The organism is Delftia acidovorans SPH-1, assembly GCF_000018665.1.
GTDB classification, from domain to species: Bacteria; Pseudomonadota; Gammaproteobacteria; order Burkholderiales; family Burkholderiaceae_C; genus Comamonas; species Comamonas acidovorans.
In genome coordinates, this window is the sequence record NC_010002.1 from 3,789,301 (window position 1) to 3,805,367 (window position 16,067).

Annotated in this window: 19 protein-coding genes and 1 pseudogene; 9 read left to right on the forward strand and 11 right to left on the reverse strand. The window is 62.0% G+C overall.

Features of this window, described 5'->3' with window-relative positions:
* Positions 1 to 28: 28 nt before the first annotated feature.
* From DACI_RS17430 to DACI_RS32810, 6 genes are all read right to left on the reverse strand, one after another.
* Complete coding sequence (locus DACI_RS17430; RefSeq protein ID WP_012205293.1) at positions 29 to 838, reverse strand: hypothetical protein; 810 nt, start codon at positions 836 to 838, stop codon at positions 29 to 31.
* On the reverse strand, positions 838 to 1,038 hold the full coding sequence (locus DACI_RS32040) for a hypothetical protein (protein WP_012205294.1): 201 nt from the start codon (positions 1,036 to 1,038) through the stop codon (positions 838 to 840). Before DACI_RS32040 ends, DACI_RS17430 begins: the two co-directional genes overlap by 1 nt.
* Complete coding sequence (locus tag DACI_RS32540; protein ID WP_012205295.1) at positions 1,035 to 2,081, reverse strand: hypothetical protein; 1,047 nt, start codon at positions 2,079 to 2,081, stop codon at positions 1,035 to 1,037. Before DACI_RS32540 ends, DACI_RS32040 begins: the two co-directional genes overlap by 4 nt.
* The gene (locus tag DACI_RS17440; RefSeq protein WP_012205296.1) at positions 2,078 to 2,290 is read right to left on the reverse strand and encodes a hypothetical protein; all 213 of its coding nucleotides are present in this window, start codon (positions 2,288 to 2,290) and stop codon (positions 2,078 to 2,080) included. Before DACI_RS17440 ends, DACI_RS32540 begins: the two co-directional genes overlap by 4 nt.
* A gap of 95 nt (positions 2,291 to 2,385) precedes the next feature.
* Positions 2,386 to 3,693, reverse strand: coding sequence for a tyrosine-type recombinase/integrase (locus DACI_RS17445; protein ID WP_012205297.1), 1,308 nt, complete (start codon positions 3,691 to 3,693; stop codon positions 2,386 to 2,388).
* A 612-nt stretch (positions 3,694 to 4,305) separates the two neighbouring features.
* Positions 4,306 to 4,998, reverse strand: a complete 693-nt coding sequence (locus DACI_RS32810; protein WP_012205298.1) for an IPTL-CTERM sorting domain-containing protein — start codon at positions 4,996 to 4,998, stop codon at positions 4,306 to 4,308.
* A 943-nt stretch (positions 4,999 to 5,941) separates the two neighbouring features.
* On the opposite strand from DACI_RS32810, the gene DACI_RS31380 reads away from it, so the two are divergent.
* The 5 genes and pseudogenes from DACI_RS31380 (at position 5,942) to DACI_RS32550 (ending at position 8,114) form a co-directional block, all read left to right on the forward strand.
* Positions 5,942 to 6,157, forward strand: coding sequence for a hypothetical protein (locus DACI_RS31380; protein ID WP_080518198.1), 216 nt, complete (start codon positions 5,942 to 5,944; stop codon positions 6,155 to 6,157).
* Positions 6,132 to 6,605 carry a hypothetical protein gene (locus tag DACI_RS32545; RefSeq protein ID WP_225970941.1) on the forward strand — a complete coding sequence of 158 codons (474 nt, stop codon included), beginning with the start codon at positions 6,132 to 6,134 and terminating at the stop codon, positions 6,603 to 6,605. The genes DACI_RS31380 and DACI_RS32545 overlap by 26 nt, the downstream gene beginning before the upstream one ends.
* A 162-nt stretch (positions 6,606 to 6,767) precedes the next feature.
* Positions 6,768 to 7,103, forward strand: coding sequence for a hypothetical protein (locus tag DACI_RS17455; protein ID WP_225970942.1), 336 nt, complete (start codon positions 6,768 to 6,770; stop codon positions 7,101 to 7,103).
* Positions 7,104 to 7,211: 108 nt separating this feature from the next.
* Positions 7,212 to 7,602, forward strand: a pseudogene (locus tag DACI_RS17460) (head maturation protease, ClpP-related); the annotation flags it as partial.
* Between the two features lie 365 nt (positions 7,603 to 7,967).
* Entirely contained in the window at positions 7,968 to 8,114 is a 147-nt protein-coding gene (locus DACI_RS32550; RefSeq protein WP_225970943.1) for a hypothetical protein, read from the forward strand.
* A gap of 80 nt (positions 8,115 to 8,194) precedes the next feature.
* Here DACI_RS32550 and DACI_RS32725 read toward each other — a convergent pair whose 3' ends face one another.
* The 3 genes from DACI_RS32725 to DACI_RS17480 form a co-directional block, all read right to left on the reverse strand.
* Complete coding sequence (locus DACI_RS32725; protein WP_264080302.1) at positions 8,195 to 9,091, reverse strand: IPTL-CTERM sorting domain-containing protein; 897 nt, start codon at positions 9,089 to 9,091, stop codon at positions 8,195 to 8,197.
* Between the two features lie 579 nt (positions 9,092 to 9,670).
* Entirely contained in the window at positions 9,671 to 10,744 is a 1,074-nt protein-coding gene (locus DACI_RS17475) for a linear amide C-N hydrolase (protein WP_043781839.1), read from the reverse strand.
* 251 nt (positions 10,745 to 10,995) lie between these two features.
* On the reverse strand, positions 10,996 to 11,199 hold the full coding sequence (locus DACI_RS17480; protein WP_012205304.1) for a hypothetical protein: 204 nt from the start codon (positions 11,197 to 11,199) through the stop codon (positions 10,996 to 10,998).
* 271 nt (positions 11,200 to 11,470) lie between these two features.
* Between DACI_RS17480 and DACI_RS17485 the strand changes: the two genes are divergently transcribed.
* Complete coding sequence (locus DACI_RS17485; RefSeq protein WP_012205305.1) at positions 11,471 to 11,947, forward strand: GNAT family N-acetyltransferase; 477 nt, start codon at positions 11,471 to 11,473, stop codon at positions 11,945 to 11,947.
* A gap of 141 nt (positions 11,948 to 12,088) precedes the next feature.
* Positions 12,089 to 13,390 (forward strand): UDP-N-acetylglucosamine 1-carboxyvinyltransferase, encoded by a 1,302-nt coding sequence (locus DACI_RS17490; RefSeq protein WP_013802678.1) that lies wholly within the window; start codon positions 12,089 to 12,091, stop codon positions 13,388 to 13,390.
* 24 nt (positions 13,391 to 13,414) lie between these two features.
* On the opposite strand, the gene DACI_RS17495 is transcribed toward DACI_RS17490, so the two are convergent.
* The gene (locus DACI_RS17495) at positions 13,415 to 13,807 is read right to left on the reverse strand and encodes a hypothetical protein (protein ID WP_012205307.1); all 393 of its coding nucleotides are present in this window, start codon (positions 13,805 to 13,807) and stop codon (positions 13,415 to 13,417) included.
* Positions 13,808 to 13,989: 182 nt separating this feature from the next.
* Here DACI_RS17495 and DACI_RS17500 point away from each other — a divergent pair, with 182 nt between their 5' ends.
* Both DACI_RS17500 and DACI_RS17505 read left to right on the forward strand, forming a co-directional pair.
* On the forward strand, positions 13,990 to 14,391 hold the full coding sequence (locus DACI_RS17500; protein WP_043781844.1) for an Arc family DNA-binding protein: 402 nt from the start codon (positions 13,990 to 13,992) through the stop codon (positions 14,389 to 14,391).
* A 131-nt stretch (positions 14,392 to 14,522) separates the two neighbouring features.
* Positions 14,523 to 14,702, forward strand: coding sequence for a CsbD family protein (locus DACI_RS17505; protein ID WP_012205309.1), 180 nt, complete (start codon positions 14,523 to 14,525; stop codon positions 14,700 to 14,702).
* Positions 14,703 to 14,811: 109 nt separating this feature from the next.
* Here DACI_RS17505 and DACI_RS17510 read toward each other — a convergent pair whose 3' ends face one another.
* Positions 14,812 to 15,987 carry a GGDEF domain-containing protein gene (locus tag DACI_RS17510; protein ID WP_225970944.1) on the reverse strand — a complete coding sequence of 392 codons (1,176 nt, stop codon included), beginning with the start codon at positions 15,985 to 15,987 and terminating at the stop codon, positions 14,812 to 14,814.
* Between the last annotated feature and the right edge of the window lie 80 nt (positions 15,988 to 16,067).

The following is a 16,067-nucleotide window of genomic DNA, read 5'->3' on the forward strand; positions in this document are numbered from 1 at the left end:
CTCTCCTTGTGCCCAGTGGGGCGCGCGATTACGAGGTGCACTCGCATGGCAGTGCCTCCTGTAGTACGTTGATGCGGATGATCTTGTTTGCATGAGCCCAGAACCGTTGGTGCGGGATGTGCTCAGTTGCCGGGATGCCGTTCGCCTGCATTGCGGCAAACTTCGCGGCCATGTCCTCCAGGTAGACCGGTTTGTCGCCGTCCCAGTGGATCGCGTGGCCTATCTCGTCCTCGGCCCATTGGGCTTTGAGCCAGATGTCAGGGCGCGTGCAGTAGACGATGTACCAGTGCTGCCAGCCGGCCTTGAGGCAGCCGATGCAGTTGCCGTGCTTGAAGACGCCGTATGTGCACGGGCGCGGGATGCCCAGGGCCTCCGTGCTGTCGTGCTTACGGTCGTTCCAGAGGCGCGGATAGTCGGTCTTCCAGCCCAGGGCGCCCATGATCCCGGTGCGCCGCTGGATGCGCCCGGGTTCCGTGGCGTCGAAGCCGTAGTAGATGACGCTCTCGCCCTGGGATGCATTGACCGCCAACCACTCCATGAACGGCTCGGTCTTGAGCCGTGCGGTGCACAGCTCTGAACCACTGCCGACCTTGAACGCCTGGGCCTCCACGCACACGTCGAACTGGTCCTGCCTGGCGTTGCGCCGGCTGGCGAAGGTCAATGGCACGCCCAGGTGCTCGGCCACGTCGCGCTTGAAGCGCTTGATGTCGGCATGCTCGACGCTGAAGTGCATGTCGTGGTTGAGCAGCACCAGGTTGCGCGTGCCGAAGCGGTGGGCCACGTCGAGCGCGACCAAGGCCGAGCTGTGCCCACCCGAGTAGCAGACGATGTGCTGCATCACGCCCCCTTGGCTGCTGCCTGGGCTGCGGCCTCGGCGGCAGGTTTGGAGCGCCAGTAGCGTGGTGCCCCATCTTTCCTGACCATGGTTTCCGTGCAGCGGAAAAAGCGGCTGTTGTGGCGCACCAGCATCCAGATCTCTTTGCCGCGCATGTAGTGCACCTCTGCCCTCCATGGGCCTGTCGAAAGGGTCGTGCTCATGCTGCACCGCCTTCCTTGGCCTGGGCTGCGGATCGGGGCCGCGAGATCCCGGCATGCTCAAGACCCTTCCGGTGGTTGGGATGCGCCTTGCAGCGCGCGCAGTTGTAGGGGTCGGTGCAGACGTCCAGCGGTTCAGGCGGCCAGGCGCATGGAGCATTGCCACGGCGCGACCCCTTTGCCGCGCCACACTCTGCGCAAATCTCGCCTCCATAGCTTGCGTTTTCGCGCCAGTCGTGGGCCTTGGCATCCACTGCAGGCGCAGCAGGTGCTGCCCCGATGGCAGCCAGCAGGCCCTGGCGGCATGCCTTGCGCACAGTGTTGGTGTGCAAGGCCACGGGACGGCCGAAGCGGTCTGCTTTTTCGACAGTGCGGCGCTGCGCGGTCAGGTATGCATCGACCATCGCATCGGTGATCGTGCCCACGGGCGCAGCAGGTGCCTGGGGCGCAGCAGGTGCCTGGGGCGCAGCAGGTGCCTGGGGCGCAGCAGGTGCCTGGGGCGCAGCAGGTGCCTGGGGCGCAGCAGGTGCCTGGGGCGCTGCTGCCAGCGGACCATGGATCAGCTCCCACAGCGTGCGGCGCTTGCGTTCCTCGTCGGCAAACTGCTCTGCCGTCATGGCTTCGCGCTGGCCTTCTTGCTCATGGTGCCGTTGGGCCGCGTCAATGACGTAGCGCTCTGGCACGCCAACGCCGAAGCGGCAGCTACCAACGAGCGCGGGCTTCGTCAGCAGGGCTGCAGGCGCTTCCAGGGCGGGCGCTGCCTGGGCGGTGGGCGCGGCAGCCATAGAGTGGAATGCAAAGGCGCCATCAAGGAACGCTCCCGCAAACTTGCGTGCCATGTTCTGGCACTCGACCTCTCGGCCGACATAGAGCTGCTGCGCGCCGTGTCCTGCAACGACCGCGTGGCTCCAAAGCATGCTTGCGTGAGATGGCACGACTTTGTAACGCGCGAGCGCCATGGCATCCATTTGCTCATGCGGGTACTCGCCCTGGGGCGCCACAGCTGCAGGAGCTGCCCCGGGGATATTGTTCGAGGTCGTGTTCATGCCTGCACTCCCAACACCTTGCGGATGTCGGAGACCAGCCACTGCAGGCGGCCGGCGACGCGGCGCGGCGCGATGGGACCGCTGTTTTTGCAGGCCCAGATCCGCAGCGTCTGGGGCGAACGGTCCAGGTAGTGGGCTGCCGTGGCCGTGTCCACAGTAGGCACGGCCAGGGTTTCGAGGGCAGGCGGCTGTTGGCCGAAGCGGTTCATGCGATATCTCCGATCAATGGGACGACCCGATGCCGTCCACATGTCGGAATGTTATCGCATTTGCCTAAATTGCGATACGTTGATTTCGCAAAATGCTAAACAACCTGCAGCCGCTGGCCTATCTTCGGTGCAACGAACGGCACGCCAGCTTGGGCAAGAACCCAGGCCTCGATCTTCTCGTGGTGCATGCGCAGCAGGTCCAGAGGGCGCACCGTGTAGTGCTTCTCCGCCGTGGCGCTGGGCTTGTGCCCCATGATCTGGGCCACGACACCAGCAGGCATCTCCAGCCACTCGGTCAGGCTCTTGAACGAGCGCCTCAGTCCGTGCAGGGTGACGGCCGGCACCCCCGCAACATGGCAGGCCTTGTCGTGCGCATGATTGGGGCTGTAGAGGCACGACCCGTCCGCACTGGTGAAGACCCACTCACTGCGCCGCGACAGGCCGTCGATCAGCGATCGAACATAGGGCGTCAGCGGGATGATGCGGTCACCCTCCACTTTGTCCCGGATGCTCAGACCTGCCCAAGCCCAGTCAATGTCCGCCCACCGGATAGTCCGAACTTCACCCGGGCGCGCGCCTGTCAGCAGCAGCACCTGCAGGTACGCCGACATGGCCGGGTTGTTCATGGTGAGCACTGCGCGGAACCAGGGGGCGAGCTGCTCGCGCAGCAGCGCATCGCTCTTGGTTCGCGCCTTCCCTAAGGTCTCGCGCACACGCTTTGTCTTCACGACCGCAGCGCCACGGGGTGCGAGGCCGGCATAGGCTGGCTGGTCTTCGCACCAGTTGATAAATGCGCTGATCATCCGCGCACCGAGGCGCCCTTGGGTCGGGCCTGTCTTGGCTTGCTCGGCGGCCCAGGCCTCGATCGTTGCGGGGGTCAGGTCTGTCAAAGGTAGCGCCATCAACGGATAGAGGATGCCCGGTACTGTCTCGCCTCGCCCCCTGGTTCCCCGGGTCGCTTTCTTGCCGCCCGGCCTCGCCAGCTTCTCGTGGTCTGCATAGTGCCGCTCGCCCCATTGGCTTTTTCGGTCTGCGAGATACGCTGACCACGCTTCTTGCACAGTGGCGTCGTGCGTCGGTTCGGGCGGGGCGGCCGGCGTGTTCAGGCTCTCGCCTGCGTCCAGGGTGCCGTGAGCGCGCCGTGCCGCTGCACGGGCCTCGTCGACAGTTAGCACGCGCACATCGCCCAGGGTCTTGCGCACGGTCTTCTGCCCCACCTTGCGCTCGAAGACGAAAGACTTGGCCCCGTGGGCGGACACGCGCACGCGCAGGCCGGGGACCAGGGCGTCGCGCAGGAATGCCTGGTCTTTGCCTTCTGGGCACACGAGGCGCTCGATCACGCTGGGGGTGATGTTGATGGGTGTGGACAAGTCCACCGGTTGATTTTTGGAGGGGCGAGCCATGCCGAGAGTCTACCCGCCGTAGCCGTGCCGTAGCCGGGTGCATCAATTTTTCAGCATTTATCGGAATTCGGTTTTGTGGAAGTTGTGTTGTATGTTGTTGATTTACATGGAAAATTCAACAATCAGAAATACTGCTGAATGCTGTTTTTGCGGACTTTTAATCCGTTGGTCGCGAGTTCGAATCTCGCAGGACCCACCAACAAACACGCGGAAGCCGCGCTATCGTAAAGGTAGCGCGGCTTTTGTTTTATTCCTACTTTGGGAATAGAGGTCAGCCCAGGGACTGCCGTTTGGAGACCTTCGAGCGGTCGTAGACGCGGGTCGTGGTGGCCGAGCTGGCGTGAAGCTCGGGCAGGGCGCCCATGTGGACCGCGCACGCTCGGGCGCCATCGCCGCGCTCAAGCGCATGAAGGGGCTGAAGGTGGTTGCAGCGGGGAAAGGGTGATGTATATGCGTACCTACAACGCAGGCGCAATTAAACCGCCTTCCTCCCATCGGCAACGTCCCCAGGCGGTGAGCCTGGCAAGACATGGAAGCGATGGGGGAACGCGCCCAAAGAAAAAGCCCGCTAGGTTCGCCAGCGGGCTTTGTCATTTGGGTCAGGTGCAGAAATTAAGCGTTGCGATTGCGCCTTGAGATTGCCAAACCGGCCCCGCCTAACAGAGCTGATAGAACGAGCAAGCCGAGGGCAGACATTGACGGCACCGGTGTTGCTGCGGTCGCTGGAGGTGTGACGGCTGCCCAAGTCCATGCCGCGCCGCTCGCATTCGAGGCACCGATATCCCCAGGGCCCAAAACGCACGAGTCAGCTGCTCCCGCAGGGGTCGTTCCAACCCCTGTGCAGTTGAGAGTATTCGTTGCGAAGACACTGTTTCCAATCTGAATAAGGGCCACCTTGTCGCCAACTGCATGTGGCGACGTTCCCGTCTGCCAGAGTTCGAGTAAGAGGGCGGAACTTGTAATAGAGCCGGTAGCAGATGTTGAGACGATTGCTTGGAAGATCCTCACGTTGGGGTCGGTGCTCGCAAACGTGTTGATCCCATCGTTGAAGCTGAATGATGTGATTTGCGCTGCGATGTTTGCGTTCGAAAGGTTGGCTGCAAGTGGCGCCGAAGTAGTGAACGAGCCAGAGGGGGTCATGGCCAGGGTGTAGTTCTGGCACGGACCACCGCTACACACGGTGAAGTCCGTTTTTGCAGTGTAGGGTCCAGTGGTTGCCGCGCTGTAGGTAGCTGCGTGAACGGCCCCGATGGCTGCGAGGCACATAGCAGCTGCCGCTGCGGACTTCTTGAGTGCTGACTTCATGGCGCCCTAGGAATGTTAAGAATTGTTGCGGACGCCGGATTCTGATAGCTGGAATCTTCGACTATCGATGAATTTTATTAATAGTCATTTATGTGCAACTGGGTGTTTGTGCTATTGAGTTTTCGTTTGTTATGTGCTAATTGATTGCTCGTGCAAAAGCACTCGAAATGTAGATTCCAAGGGCGTCGGTGAGCAAGAGATGGAAACACAGTCAAAAGAAATAGCCCGATAGGTTCGCCAGCGGACTTTTTATCTGTGCCAAGTGGTCGGGCCGCTCGCCAGCCTTAGAAAACTTTGCCTCCTGACATCATCTTCAGGCGCAGGGTTATCCATCTTGAAGGTGGACATGCACTGACTGCAGGTTACTTCCTTCTTTTGGAGAAGGTCGATCAGCGATAGTCTGATGATGCGATTGCAAATCGGGCATGGGAATCCCGGGACTTCCGACATACCTTTTTCCATGCTCCGGCCTCCTGACGATGGTGGTTGATGAGCATCCATCGTAAGCTAAAAGGGCGTTTTCCTCCCTCGAACCTTAGGCGGCCCACAGTCGAACTCATCAAACTAGATTCAAGCGCCGATTGCTCACGTAGTCGGGGCTTTTTCGTTTGCGCCCGAACCAACCGGGACGCGCGCTGTGGGAAGGGTGCGCACGAGATCTCCTCCGTGGGCTGCTACGATGCTCGTTGCGAGGCGAACGGCATATCCCCCAGCGGCATTGCGCCGTAAGTCCGATGGAAGAATGGATTTGGCGGAGTGCCCGAGTACTCGAAGGGTGACGACTAGATGCAAAAGGATCGGCGTGGCGCCTAGAGCCAATTCGAAGGTCTTCCTGGGTTCGAATCCCAGCCCCGTACTGTTTGGATACTGGTGTTTTGCCGAGTCGATTGGTGAGCAGGATTCCTAGAATCCTCCGGTGCCAACGTCGGCATTTGGAGGGTGTATGAGTTCTCTGGTTCGTTTTATTCTCGATGGCTCGGCGTCTAACGTAGAGGGTGATCAACTGCTTTTGGAGTTGAGGATCAGTCACATTCCTGCGAAGGGTGACCTGATTGCTTTGCCGGTGAAGCATGAGTCATTCAACCGAAATTACCTGGTGAGAATGGTGAGGTTTGTTGTTATCGGCGAAGAGTTTGAAATCACTGTCGAACCAGCCTAAGAAAGAGTTTGCCAAGCAAAGGCCGCCCAAGATGGCGGCCTTTGCTTTTCCGCCGCCACCAGGCGCACCCGGCAAAGCATGCATTGCGCATGGGGTGCAAGGCCTGCGTGGCGGCAACTTCCATCCCCTCAAGGAGGCCCACATGCCCCAGACGGAAGAAGCCAAAGGCCTCGTCTACCGCCATATCGAAGATGACGTGGAGCGAATCATCCCGACGCAGGCCAAGGCTCAGGCGCACGAGAAGGTAGAGATCCATCCACGATGGCGTCAGACGCCTGATCTTCGTGAATGGCCATCCCATTGGCCAGTTGCTGAAGCTCGAACCCCGGGCGTTGTGCAACTGGCCGGCGTCGTGGATCTCAGCTTCGTGGCTGCTGAGACCGTGGAACGCAAGGTGAGCCGCGATGAGTTCAACGCCCTCAAGTCCGAGGGCGTGGCGATCCACTGAGTGGCCATGGCTCAGCGACCACGCATCAGCCACTGCCGCTGCGGATTCAGACGGCCGACTCCCGCAAGCTTCAAACAGGTCCACGCCCGGCATAGTGCGGCCATCAAATGGCACTCTGTGGGCCCTGCCAATATGATGTGTTCTTTTGAGGAGGCTCGAAGGATGAAGATTGTTGCGGCTCTGGTAGTAGCGCTGGGAGCTTCCAGCGCATTTTCTGCAGATGATCCAAATACCGCGGTGGCTGCTGGCATCGTTCGCATGTCTGCCTCCATGAACGAGATGGCACTGGCATGCAAGCACATGCCCAGCCAGAAGGTAGATGAGGCGAAAGCAAAGCAGAAGTCGGCGACGCTATCTGATCTGAAGGTCTCCGAGGCTGACTACGAGAAGCTCTACAGCGCTGCAGCCAGTGACTTCAAGAAGAAGTGGTCTTCGATGTCTGCGCAGCAACAGCAGCAGTCCTGCGATCAGATGAAGAAGATGCCCACGAAGCCCTAGTGGCCAAGGCCTTTATCGCTGTTCACCGCCACCTTCGGGTGGCGTTTCCATTTGGGGCCTTCCATGTCCAAGTTGCAAACTTTGAAGAGCACGCTCCCTGTGTTTGACAACCTCAACTCCCCGGGTGGCGACATCTTCGAGGGCATGGCCATCTACACCTGCTGCGCGAGCACAAGGCAAAGGTGATCATCCGCGTGCTGGGCGTGGCCGCCTCGGTGGCTTCGGTGATTGCCATGGCCGGCGACGAGATCCTGATGGGCGATGGATCGTTTCTGATGATCCACAACGCCTGGCCGTGGCCGTCGGAAACCGCCACGACATGACGGACACAGCCGCCGTGCTGGCGCCGTTCGATGCCGCGATGGCTGCGCTGTATGCCCACCGCTCCGGGATCGCCGAGGCCGAGGCCGCGATGCTGATGGATCGCGAAACCTGGATCGGTGCGCAACAGGCTGTCGATGACAGCTTCGCCACGGGCCTGCTGCCCAGCTCGGAGATCACCCGTCGAGCCGCCTCGCAGAGATGACAGTGCCGTCCCAAGCCTGCCACGTTCGGCAGGATGAGCAAGGAACAGAAGCAAGCCCCCCAGTGGGAGCGCATTGAGCTGGACTACAGGGCTGGCCCCCACAACGCGCCCGTAGGACTCTCGCCACCGGAATCTTGCTCAGGGACCGACAGCCCGCAGCCCGCTGGCGGGGCACCATGCAAGCTCTGAAGAAACAGGAGCAATGAATGGCGATATCAGAAAAGATCCAGGACCTGCGCAAGTGGGATGACTCTCGCAAGGGATTTACGGGAGAGCACTGGCTGGTGCTCGGTGCTGGCCTATTGGCTCTGCGTCACGCCCGGCGGACGGAAAGTGGCATGGGCCGTGTCGTAAGTGGTGCGCTGGGCACGGCACTGATAGCGCGGGCGGTAACGGGCCGCGATGGGGTGCTGGGAACGGCAGAGCGCTTGACTGCAAAGCCCACGCTGGCCGAGCGCCTGCAGATCGCCGCACGCCGCCTGTAGACACGCAGACGAAGAAAAGGCCCGCAGTTGCGGGCCTTGTTTTTTGGGTCAGGGCTGCATCAACGCTGGCGGCGCATGCCTCAGTGCTGGCGCCGCGTCCTGGCTACGCCGACCAAGGCCAGCAGGCCCGACAGCAGCAGCAAGCTCCATTCGCCAAGCGCGGGGATGGCCTGGGCTGACGCGATTGGGGGCGCGAAGGTGATCAGAACGGACCCGTCCGCACCATTCGAATTTCCTGCGCCGCCCATGCCGGCTCCGCTGGTGGCTGCTGCGAATGTGATTCCGGCGCCGTAGCTGCTGCCTCCACCGCCAGCGCCGCCTATGTCGCCAGCGTTGCCTGCGTTCCCGCCGCCGCCGCCGCCACCCCCGTAGCCGCCGCCGCCGCCACCGGCGTTGTAGCCCCCGGCTCCCCCGCCGCCTGCTCCGCCACCGCCCAAACCGGGACCCATGCTGCCGGCGCTGGCGCCACTGGCTCCTGGTCCTGCAGGACCCACGCCGCTGCCGCTGCCGCCTCCGTCATTGCCTGTGGCCGTGCTGCCGTCCCTGCTGCCGGTGCTGCCCCCAGCGCCTCCCGTGCCGTCGGTGCCGACGCCACCGGCCCCGCCCGTACCAACCACCGTGCCGCCCGCGCCACCAGGGTGTGCCGCGTTGCCCATCGTTCCATTGCTGCCGTTGCCACCTCCGACGCCCACTCCCGCATTGCCACCGGAAACTCCAGCGGTGTCGTTGCGGCCGGCGCCGCCTCCGCCGCCCGCCACGGCTAGAACGGTGAGGGCGGATGTGTCGATGATGCTGCTGCTTCCACCGCCCCCTGCGCCCACAGGCCCTCCTGTGGCACCTCCGCCTCCGACGCTGATCAGCAGGTTGTTGGCAGGAGTCACCGCCAAGCTGCCTGTGCCAACGGCAGCGTTTCCTCCTGTGACCATGGATGAGCTGAAAACGCCCCCGCCGCCACCGCCGATGAGGGTGACGGTCATGGTCGTGATGCCTGCAGGTACGGTGCAAACCTGGGGTCCGCCAGCGGCGGTGTACACCGTTCCACTGACGCAGGGCGCTGCCCAGGCCGCAGGGGCCAGGCACGCAGCGCAAGCTGCCAGAACACGCGCATTCAATATGCCCTTGCGCACTTCAGGCCAAGGCCTAATCCATCTTTGTTGATTCGGTGTCGTTGCTCGCATTTTTCCTCATCCCTTGGTGAATATATTTTGCGAGCGCGATGCTATGTGATGGCCTGAATATTGTCTATTGAGGAATTACTTGATTTCGGGTTGTAGGAGTCGTTTTGATGTTGTTTATATATTGATATAAATCAATCAATAGAAAATTCAAATTTATTGATTTTGGGATTATTGAATTTTATCTTTTGGATTTATTTTCCCGGATGAATGCCAATAAACCATCATGGCATTGATTGGTGGCGATTAGCTCTGCTATTTTTGGTTTTCAATGGAAAAGGCCTCGAGTTAATGCGAGGCCTTTTCCTATGCAAAGCACAACGCAAAGTCAACATTGAGGCAGCAGTGCGCGAGCCCATGGCCTGCGCCTGAAGTTGACTCTCACAATCCAAGAAACTCAAAAGGTGCCGATTCCTGAAAATTCCGCGTGGCATCGCCCGAGAATGTGTGGTCCTGATCCGGTCCCAGGTCGAGCTTGAGCACCTTGCCTGTTTGCTTGCTGAAGTCCAGTGCCTTGAGGTCCACCCAGAAGGTGTTCGGTGTCAGCGCCGACTCGAAGAAATAGAGCTTGCGCTGGTGGTCGAACACGGTTCTCCAGCGGGTAGACGAAATGTTGGGCTCTTCGGGAGTGTTCAGGCCATATGGCACCGAGGCATTGCGGATCACGCTGAAGACGCTGGCAAGCGCCTTGTTGGGGTCCGGGCTTTTGGGGATGGCGTTGACGTAGAACGATGCGCGGGCAAAGCGGTCGGCGGCCCGGTTGGTGCCGGGCAGCATGGTGGTTCCGCCCACTTGCTTCCAATAGGCGTTCAGGGCCAGTTGCTGATCAAAGGTCGGCGAGTTGGTCATGACCTGGTATTCACGGCCGTGGTGTATCACCTGCCGGCCGTTGATGTATTCGACGATCGCGCTGTCGCCGCTGGCGTCGGACATCGAGAGGTGCAGCGTTGTCAGGCGGTTCTCTCCGGGCACGTTGTCCGAGACGATGGTGAAGGGCTCTTTCTCCAAAGCCGCGACGGCTTCCTTCACGGTGGCGAAGTTGTCCAGCACATATTGCGCCCAGGCCGCAATGGTCAGGCCGGGTTTGCTGCCTGCGCCGAAAGCGGGGTATTGGGATTCCACGAGCCATAGCAGGTTGGCATTCAGGCCGGCCTCATTGACTCCATCGGTGGTGGACACGTCATAGCCTGAGGTGACAACGCTGCCGTACCTGGAAGTCCAGCGCAGGGAATTGGGGCCGGCCTTGCCGCTGCGCTCCATGCCGCGCGGCAGTACCCAGAGATTGCTGACGATGTCGCTTTTCCAATCCATGGAGCGTGCCGTCACGACCTGGCCATTCGCACCCAAATAGACAAGGCGGGTACAGGCCCAGGCGCTGGAAAGGGCTGCAATCCCGGCAAATCCCACCAGCAATGCGCCCACGACGGGACGAATCTGCAATGTGCTTTTCTTCACGGGCAATTCCTTTGTAAGCAAATGGACTGGCGCAGTGTAGGCGGCAGGCATTGGCATCCAGAGTCGGATAAAGCCGCATTGAAGACGGCCAAGTAGATGGCCGATGGTTTTATGGGCGTGGTGAAGGCAGCGGCACGCCCGCTGGCAGCACGGTCAGATGGCGTGGCTGAGCATGGGGCTGGCCAGCATTGCCACGGCAAAGGAAATGGCGCAGATCGCGGACCACAGAAAGACGAGGAAGAGGTGTCGCATCAGAAGGTTCTCGGCAGTTCGGTGGCGAATGCGGCCCGCAATGCGCGCAAGCCCCGCGCGTACAGGCGCCCCAGGGGCGAGCGTGGCTCCATGCGCAGCAGCAAAGGCTGGTTGCCGCGCACGGGAAAGGCTTCCAGCAGGCTGCGGTGGTAGCGGGCATCCGGGTCCGGGTTGAAGCTTTCTGTCGGAACGACTCGACTCATCTTGTATCTCCGTCACATGATTTGGAGAGGTTTCTGGGTATGTGCTCTCCTATGGGCTCTATTTCAATTGGTTGCGCGGTGTTTCTGTGCGGGCCAAGGCTGAGGTCGCATGTAGGCCGCGCCTGTACGCCGTGTATGTGTTTTGCGGACGCGCTGTGCGCTGCGTCCTCAGGCTTTGCGGAGGGGCCGGGACTGGCCTGCAAACCTCTTGGCGGCGGCTTGCCGTGCCTAGAATTCCTTGTCCCCATTTCATTTATTTGCCAGGAGTTCCATGTCGTCCCTTGTTCCTCCGCTTCAGATCCGGCCTGTCACACAGGCGGACCACCACCAATGGCTTCCTCTCTGGCAGGGCTACAACGCCTTTTATGGGCGCGCTGGCGAGACGGCGCTGCCCGAAGGCATCACACAGGCCACCTGGGAGCGCTTCCTCAATCCGCTGGAGCCGGTGTTTGCGCTCGTGGCGGAGAGCGAGGGTGAGCTGGTCGGCCTGGCGCACTACCTGTTTCATCGCAGCACCACGCGGCTGGAGCCGGTGTGCTATCTGCAGGATCTGTTTGCCGATGCGCGGCGGCGCAAGCAGGGCATTGGCAAGTCGCTCATCCGTGCGGTCTATGCGCAGGCCGCGCAGGCGGGAGCGCGCCGCGTGTATTGGCAGACGCAGTCCTCCAACGAGGCGGGCCGCGCGCTGTATGACCAGGTGGCCGAGCACCGGGGCTTCATCGTCTACGGGCACGAAGTGCAGGGCTGAGGCTGACGCTTTGTTGTCGGGTAGGCGGCCTGGATACGAAACCTGTTGAAACAGTGGGCGTGCGCTGCCGCTGCAAGGCCTGCGGGCAGCCCGGCAACCCTAGAATCACGCGTTGTCCTATCGCTGCTAGCGCTGCACCCCATGTCCAATCTCATCGTCCACGGCGGCACGCCTTTGCGCGGCCGCGTCGTTCCCTCCGCCAACAAGAATGCCGTGCTGCCGATTCTGTGCGCCACGCTGCTGACCGATCAGCCGCTGCGGCTGCATGGCGTGCCGGACATCACGGATGTGCGCAAGATCCTCGACATCTTTCGCACGCTGGGCAGCGAGGTGCAACTGGACGAGGCCACGCGCACGCTGCAGCTGCACCACCGCGACACGCGCTTCGACGCGTCCTCGCACCGCCTGCCCGAGGAAATGCGCTCTTCCATCATGCTGGTGCCGCCGCTGCTGGCGCGCTTTGGCGTGGCACGGCTGGAGGACAACGTCAAGGGCTGCACGCTGGGCGTGCGCGAGATCGATCCGCACGTGGACATCTTTCGCTCCTTTGGCGGAGAGGTGGAGCGCGCCAGCGGCTCCCTGCTGATCCACAGTGCCGCGCCGCTCAAGGCCGTGCGCCACTGGCTGGACTATGCATCGGTCACGGCCACGGAGAACTTCGTGCTGTGCGCCGTGGCTGCGCAGGGCGAGTCCATGCTGACCAATGCAGCCTGCGAGCCGCATGTGCAGGAGTTCTGCCGCTTCATGGTGATGATGGGTGCAGATATTGACGGCATCGGCACCTCGCGGCTGACGGTGCGCGGCGGTGCGCCGCTGGGCGGCGGCGATTTCACCTTCGAGGAAGACTTCCACGAGATCACCACCTTTCTCGCGCTGGGTGCGATCACGGGCGGCGATGTGGAGGTGCGCAACAGCACGCCGGACAACTTTCCGCTGATCGACCGCACCTTCGCCAAGTTTGGCGTGCAGGTGGAGCACAAGAACGGCTGGTCGCGCGCGCTGCGCTCGGGGCCGCTGAAGGTGCAGACGCCTTTCACCAGCAATGTGCTCACCAAGGTGGAAGCCGCTCCCTGGCCGTACTTTCCGGTGGATCTGCTGCCGATCTTCATTGCGCTGGGTGTGCATGCGCAGGGCAATGCGCTGTTCTGGAACAAGATCTACGACGGCGCGCTGGGCTGGACGGGCGAGCTATCCAAGTTCGGCGCCCATGTGTTTTCTTCGGACCCGCATCGCGTGGTCACCTTTGGCGGCAATCCGCTGACGCCGGCCGTGGTGGAGAGCCCCTACATCATCCGCGTGGCGATTGCGCTGTTCATGGTCGCCAGCAGCATCGAGGGTCGATCGGAGATCCGCAACGCCACGCCGATTCGCCGTGCGCATCCGCACTTTGTCGAGAACCTGCGCAGCCTGGGCGCGCGGGTGGAGTGGACCAACGAGGAGTGAGGTCAGGCGGCGATGCGCAGGCCGCTATGCCTGCGGCGCCGCATCCGAGAATCTCTTGGCCGCCCTGAGCAGGTAGCTCACGGCATAGAGGATGGGGTCGTCCATCTCGTCGTCGTTCACGCGGTCAATGATTTCCAGCAGGCCTTGAAGGTCGGCCGACATCTGCGGCAGCACGCTGCTGGCCAGCGCCTCGACCGGCTGCTCTGCAGCGGCACGGTCTGCCTTGAGGTGGTAGCTGCGCAGCAGGTCGTGGACACCGACCACCATGGCGCGGTTGGATCTTTCCACATGCATTTCCAGCACGCTCAGCGCCGCGCTGATGTGGCATAGCGCATCGGTCGCCAGGCTCTCCGGATCGGGCGCTCTGGCGAGGGCCTGCGCAAGGCGCGCGCAGGCGTGCATGTCTGTGTCCGGCATGGTTCTGTTATTGCGCAATAGGTCTGGGATTCAGTGCTCGTACGCACGAGCATCGGCACGGGCATAGGCATGGGTGCTGGCTTGCCCAGGCCTCGGTCGGGTCGATTCAAATGTTATGCCAACTTGGAATCATGTCAACTAGGCATGAATCTGAATTTGCATCTGGCAGGTACCATCGCCCAATGCAACGAAAACCCTTTCCCAGCGAAACCCAGGAGCGCTTCATCGTCCGTTTCCCGGATGGAATGCGCGATCGCATCTCGGAAGTGGCAAAGGCAGGCCACCGTTCCATGAATGCTGAAATCGTTGCCCGCATACGGCGCAGCTTCGAATTGGATGAAGCCGGCGACATGGCCCAGACCGGCCCGGACCTGGATGTGGCGGAGTTGAAAAAGGAAATCGCGCGCCTGTGCCGCTTGCTGCAAGAACACAAGGACGCCGCTGCAGGCCTGTTCGAGGCGCACAAGGAGGCCGTGGTGGCCGAAGCCCTCAAGCGCCTGCGCTCCGAAGCGGGTGAGGCCGCGTCTTTGCCCAAGGCCACGGGGGACAGCGTGCAGGCCCGCCGCACCAGCAAGAAGACCTGAGGCTGTAGGCCTCAGACCACGCGTATCGTTGCAGCGCGCTGTCGCGCGCCCCGGTTTGCCACGCGTATCGTTGCGTTGGGTGTTAAACAACCTATCCCTTTTTGAAGGCTCTTGCAGCAAAGGACGCAACTATGAACACGGATCAGATCAAGGGCACGCTCAAGGATGCCGCAGGCAAGGTGCAGCAAAAGGCTGGCGAGTTGATCGACAGCCCCGAGCAACAGGCCAAGGGCATTGCCAAGCAGGTCGAAGGCACGGCCCAGAAGAAGCTGGGTGATGTGAAGGAAGTCTTGAAGGACGCGAAAAAATAAGGCATTCACCCTGCCTTTGCGAACAAGCCCGCCACACCCTGGCGGGCTTTTTCTTTTCCACGGATTTCGATGAATGGGCGTGCGAAGAAGGCGCTGCGCGCTTCCTGTTTCAGACGGCCTGCGGCACCCTGCGGCCAGGGTCCGTGGCCACATGCACGCGGTCGCGGCCCGCCTGCTTGGCGGCATACAGCAGGCCGTCGGCGCGCGTCAGCGCATCGGTCAAGGCGGTGTTGGCGGCCACGGGTGCGATGCCGAAGCTGATGGTCACCCGCTGGCCGGCCGCCAGCACATAGCCGTCCGCGCTGAGCTGGGCGCGTATGCGCTGGGCCACGCGCTCGGCCTCCTGGGGCGTGGTGCGCATCAGCAGGAGCACGAATTCCTCGCCGCCAAAGCGGCATACCAGATCGTCGTTGCGCACGTGTTGCTGCAGGGTCTGGGCCACGGCCTGCAATACACGGTCTCCGCAGTCATGCCCCCAGCTGTCATTGATGCGCTTGAAGTGGTCTATGTCGCCTATCAGCACGGAGATCGGGGCCATGTGCGGATCGGCCAGGCGCAGCTCGGCAGCCTCCTGGAAGGCGCGGCGGTTGAGCAGGTTGGTCAGCGAGTCGTGGTTGCGCTCCTCGCGCAGCGCGGTGAAGACATCGCGCACCGTGCACGCCAGCAGCATGAGGGTGAACAGCAGCGCAAACGACAGCGTGCTGACCAGGGTCACCAGCCAGTAGGTGGAGCGTGCAATCTCGTTGAGATCGGTGCTGCCCAGGGCCAGCACCAGCAGCGGCCGGGCAGCGGTGTAGCCGGCAAACACCACGTAGGACCAGTAGAGCATTCTCTCCAGCCAGTCCTGCGGCGGCCGGCGCCGCAGCATGGCGGGCGCCGGCAGCATCTGCAGCAGGCCCAGGCCGGTGTTGAGCCAGTGCACGCGCACCCACAGATCGACCTGGACCCGGCTGTAGTAGTACAGCGCAGCCAGGACGACGGCGCCTATGAGCAGCCCCAGCAAGGGATGGGCCGAGACGCCATAGCGCCCCGCCATGCAGCGCGCGAAGCACCAGGTGCCGAACAGATACATGGCGCCCGTGAACACGGCCCAGTGGTGCAGTTCTTCCCGGGGTGCAAGGCTTTGCCAGGCCAGCGCCAGAGAAACCAGGGCGTATCCGCCCGCAATCCACAGCAGGTAGCGCTGGCGCCGCTGCACCAGCCAGCACACGGCCAGCGTGCAACTGAGCAGCAGAATGCTCAGCGGCGCAATCAATACATAGAGGCGATCGGTATCGAGTGACACATCCACAGCGTGTTATGCACTTGCAGGTGCGGGTGGCGACAGCTTCGCGATTGGGGCATTGAATGGTGCTGCATTCCGAA

Excerpts from the sequence above, each read along its gene's own strand:
- DACI_RS17485 (WP_012205305.1), top strand. The coding sequence starts at position 11,471 with ATGTCGTCCCTTGTTCCTCCGCTTCAGATCCGGCCTGTCACACAGGCG.
- DACI_RS32550 (WP_225970943.1), top strand. The coding sequence starts at position 7,968 with ATGGGCCGTGTCGTAAGTGGTGCGCTGGGCACGGCACTGATAGCGCGG.
- DACI_RS17500 (WP_043781844.1), top strand. The coding sequence starts at position 13,990 with ATGCAACGAAAACCCTTTCCCAGCGAAACCCAGGAGCGCTTCATCGTC.
- DACI_RS31380 (WP_080518198.1), top strand. The coding sequence starts at position 5,942 with ATGAGTTCTCTGGTTCGTTTTATTCTCGATGGCTCGGCGTCTAACGTA.
- DACI_RS17430 (WP_012205293.1), bottom strand. The coding sequence starts at position 838 with ATGCAGCACATCGTCTGCTACTCGGGTGGGCACAGCTCGGCCTTGGTC.
- DACI_RS32810 (WP_012205298.1), bottom strand. The coding sequence starts at position 4,998 with ATGAAGTCAGCACTCAAGAAGTCCGCAGCGGCAGCTGCTATGTGCCTC.
- DACI_RS17445 (WP_012205297.1), bottom strand. The coding sequence starts at position 3,693 with ATGGCTCGCCCCTCCAAAAATCAACCGGTGGACTTGTCCACACCCATC.
- DACI_RS32725 (WP_264080302.1), bottom strand. The coding sequence starts at position 9,091 with ATGACCGTCACCCTCATCGGCGGTGGCGGCGGGGGCGTTTTCAGCTCA.
- DACI_RS17455 (WP_225970942.1), top strand. The coding sequence starts at position 6,768 with ATGAAGATTGTTGCGGCTCTGGTAGTAGCGCTGGGAGCTTCCAGCGCA.
- DACI_RS32540 (WP_012205295.1), bottom strand. The coding sequence starts at position 2,081 with ATGAACACGACCTCGAACAATATCCCCGGGGCAGCTCCTGCAGCTGTG.
- DACI_RS17440 (WP_012205296.1), bottom strand. The coding sequence starts at position 2,290 with ATGAACCGCTTCGGCCAACAGCCGCCTGCCCTCGAAACCCTGGCCGTG.
- DACI_RS17490 (WP_013802678.1), top strand. The coding sequence starts at position 12,089 with ATGTCCAATCTCATCGTCCACGGCGGCACGCCTTTGCGCGGCCGCGTC.
- DACI_RS17505 (WP_012205309.1), top strand. The coding sequence starts at position 14,523 with ATGAACACGGATCAGATCAAGGGCACGCTCAAGGATGCCGCAGGCAAG.
- DACI_RS17480 (WP_012205304.1), bottom strand. The coding sequence starts at position 11,199 with ATGAGTCGAGTCGTTCCGACAGAAAGCTTCAACCCGGACCCGGATGCC.
- DACI_RS32040 (WP_012205294.1), bottom strand. The coding sequence starts at position 1,038 with ATGAGCACGACCCTTTCGACAGGCCCATGGAGGGCAGAGGTGCACTAC.
- DACI_RS17495 (WP_012205307.1), bottom strand. The coding sequence starts at position 13,807 with ATGCCGGACACAGACATGCACGCCTGCGCGCGCCTTGCGCAGGCCCTC.